The organism is Moorena sp. SIO1F2 (assembly GCF_010672755.1).
Taxonomy (GTDB): domain Bacteria; phylum Cyanobacteriota; class Cyanobacteriia; order Cyanobacteriales; family Coleofasciculaceae; genus Moorena.
Genome location: NZ_JAAHFV010000502.1, coordinates 1 through 3,647 on the forward strand (window position 1 = coordinate 1; position 3,647 = coordinate 3,647).

Genomic DNA, 3,647 nt, shown 5'->3' on the forward strand with positions numbered 1-3,647 from the left:
TCCTACAGCCAATGGCTGTAGGCCACGCTACTAGATCGGTACTTTTGAATAAAATAAGCTGACCACTGACCACTGACCGCTGACCGCTGACCACTGACGTCAGCTATCAGCTTTTAGCTTTTTAATAAAACAGGTAAGCATTCGTTTAATCTCTGTTACGTCTGCTGCCAGGGATTCATAGTATTGGGCTTTGAGTAAGTTAAGATCGTGAGCCAGTAACAGGTGATATTCAACTTCACTGGCTGAACCCATAGCAATTTGAAGAAAACGGGCTAGTTCGGCTTTTCCGGTTCTACCACATCCCTCGGCAATATTGGCAGGGATTGAAGCGCAAGAGCGGCGGATTTGGCTTGTCAACCCATACAGTTCTTCCTTGGGAAATACTTGGGTTGCCCTATAGACAGATAACGTAAGCTTATGGGCTTTTTCCCAGACTTTCAATTCTCTAAAATCTCTCAATATTAAATTCTCCCCTTTGTGCATAAGCTGATAGCTGATATAGCAATCCTAAATCATTTGTAAAATCAGCCAAATCGGGAATCGTTCCTGGGCAAGGGTTATAGCGATCACTTTAGCCAATATATTTCACGAATCATTTAGGACTGCTATAACTGATAACTGATAGCTGACCACTGACCACTGACTGCTGATGGCTTACATTCATTCTTCTTCATCTGACTGCTCTGACGGAGGCAAAAGTAGAGGATTTCCTTGATATTCCGCTGCTTTATCCGTAGGTAAACGACGCACTAAATCAAATTGGATTAATTTATCTAAAATCGGTAAAACTTGACTAAACTGTTGAGTTTTAAGACGCTTGAGGTCATCCATGGTTACGTTTTCATCGGATAGCACTCCTTTTTCTAATACTAAGTCAAGCACATAATAATCTTCAGGAGTTAATTCTGACTGACCGCGCAGTTTCTGACTGACATACTCTAAACCTTGCTGAAATACCTCTGGTGTAATCGTTTCTGCTTGTAAATCTGCTGCTTTGAGTAATACATAACTACCAATGCGATTAAACCAACGCGGTATCCCCTGGGAATGTGCGCACAGATTTCTAGCGGTTTCTAGAGTGAAGGGATGAACCGCATCAGGATTAGTTTCGTCTTTGCTAGTTTCTCTAATCCGGGCGCTAGCGAGATAGTTAATTAACATTTGATAAGTGGTGGCTTGGTCTAATGCTGTAATCTCTAAGGCTAAGTCAAATAAGCCTCGTTCAGAGATCAACAAATCCCGAGTCAACCCGGAAGGATGACCAGTCAAAATAAACCAAGCATCACCTTTGAGCATGCCTTGAGCATCGTGCAATAGTTGACGTACCTTAGCTGGGTCTTGTTTATCTAAATCATCGATAGCAATCACCACACGACTATAGTTTTCTAGGGCTCTTTCCAATAAGTCTTGAAAGGTGAGAGTGGGAAACTTTGGGGCATTAACCGGTTTAGCTTCCGCTTCAATACTTCCCCCAAACCCGGCGAATTTTCCCTCAAACTTGGTCTTGGTTTTGCGAGTCGATTCACTCATCAATCCCATGTTGTTTAACAGTTGTTGCGCCCACTCATCCTTTGGCATATGTCGAGCTAGGGCAATCAAAGCAGCGGTTGCTAAATCAGTTTCAAAGGGTAGACTAATATAGGTAGCGAGAGTATCTTTACTTTTCCGTTGCAAAACTCCCAATACTTCTAAAATAAATGCTGTTTTACCAATACCAACGGAACCGTAGACTAATATCCGCTTCCGTTCCCGACCCCGCAACAAATGAAATATCGTCCTTAACTCCTGGGTGCGACCTGTGAAAACTTGATCTAGGTTTGACCCCAAGCTAGAAGCACTTTCAGAAAAAGGAATTTCTTTAAGATTCCAGCTAGTAAAAAAATCGTCGGATTCATCCCAAAGTTTATCGGCTTCACTCATGGCTATGGCTTCGCTTTAATTTTATTAATAACTTGGAGCAGTTGTTGAATATTATCAATTCCTTGCTTATCCTTAATTGTATGACAAATTTCATAAGCTTGGGTTAATTCTTCTCGGGCATCGTCGATAAATCCAATGGAAATCATCAGCATGCCTAATCCCGTTTTGCAGATAGCGATTCCTGGTTGATTATTAAGATGATTGTAGATGCGGAGAGCGTCCCGGTAATTCATCCGGGCTTTGTCTAGGTTCATGATTAAATGATGGGTGCGGGCAATGTGGTATATTGAATCCGCAAGGGCTTCTAGATTTTCGGTTTGACTATAGATAGGGAGACTTTGCTCTAAGTGTGATAGCCCATCATACCAGCTTCCTTGTTGAACCAGCAGTTTACCAATAATACGTTGGATGTCTGCCCAATCTTGGGGAGAGGCTTCACGGGTGTAGATTTCTGAAGCATTTTGATAGGATGCGATCGCTTTTTCCAGATTCTCTGCACTATTTCCGAGTATTCGCTTACTGTAGGCATCGCCCAGATTATTTTGAGCAATTGCCCACGTTTCGAGGAAGTCTTGTTTGGTGATAACTTCCAAACCTAGTTGGTATGCTTCTATAGCAAGTTCTAAATTATCAGCTTTGTCTCCATTGATTCTCTGACTGTAGGCATAGCCCAGGAGGATTTTAGTTTTTGCCCAATCTTCAGGGAAGTGTGATTTAGTATAAACGGATAAAGCGAGTTGGTATGCTTCTATGGCCAGTTCTAAATTATCAGCTTTGTCTCTATTTATTCTGTCACTGTAGGCAATCCCCAGGTTATAGTGAGTGTTTGCCCACGTTTCGGGTAAGTCTTGTGTATTATAAACGGATAAAGCTAGTTGGTATGCTTCTATTGCGAGTTCTAAATTATCAGCTTTATCTCCATTGATTCTGTCACTGTAGGCTATGCCCAGGTTATTTTGAGTGTTTGCCCAATCTTGGGGAAAGTCTGGTTTAGTAAGAACGGATAAAGCTAGTTGGCATGCTTCTATGGCGAGTTCTAAATTATCAGCTTTGTCTCCATTTATTCTGTCACTGTAGGCTATGCCCAGGTTATTTTGAGTTCTTGCCCACTTTTCAGGGAAGTCTAGTTTAGTATAAACGGATAAAGCTAGTTGGTATGCTTCTATTGCGAGTTCTAAATTATCAGCTTTGTCTCCATTTATTCTGTCACTGTAGGTATAGCCCAGGTTATTTTGAGTTCTTGCCCACTCTTGGGGAAAGTCTGGTTTAGTAAGAACGGATAAAGCTAGTTGGTAGGCTTCTATGGCGAGTTCTAAATTATCAGCTTTATCTCCATTTATTCTGTTTATGTAGACAGCGCCCAGGTTAGATTTAGTTTTTGCCCAATCTTCAAGAAAGTCTGATTTGGAATAAACTGACAAAGCTAGTTGGAATGCTTCTAGAACACGTTCAAGGTTATCAGCTTTATCTCCATTTATTCTGTCACTGTAGGCATAGCCCAGGTTATCTTGGATTTTTGCCCAAATTTTTGGATTAGTATCACAGGTAATAACTGTTAACGTTGTTTGGTAACCAGCAATAGTAATTTCGATGTTATTAGCTTTATTACCGAGTTTAAAATCGCTGATAAGGTTGCTGAAGTTACCAATATCTATAGCAATGCTTTTTCCTATGTCTGGTTCCAATTCTGAGAATTTAGAACTTGCCCAGGTTTGCAAGATATTGAT

The 3,647-nt window shown here is 41.0% G+C and carries 3 protein-coding genes; all 3 read right to left on the minus strand.

Features of this window, described 5'->3' with window-relative positions; all coding sequences use genetic code 11:
• Positions 1-99 precede the first annotated feature (99 nt).
• The gene (locus F6J94_RS31775) at positions 100-459 is read right to left on the minus strand and encodes a four helix bundle protein (RefSeq protein ID WP_293047550.1); all 360 of its coding nucleotides are present in this window, start codon (positions 457-459) and stop codon (positions 100-102) included.
• A gap of 201 nt (positions 460-660) precedes the next feature.
• Positions 661-1,920 carry an ATP-binding protein gene (locus F6J94_RS31780; RefSeq protein ID WP_293047552.1) on the minus strand — a complete coding sequence of 420 codons (1,260 nt, stop codon included), beginning with the start codon at positions 1,918-1,920 and terminating at the stop codon, positions 661-663.
• 2 nt (positions 1,921-1,922) lie between these two features.
• Positions 1,923-3,647: tetratricopeptide repeat protein (locus tag F6J94_RS31785; protein WP_293047554.1), on the minus strand; the 1,725-nt coding region annotated here is incomplete at its 5' end.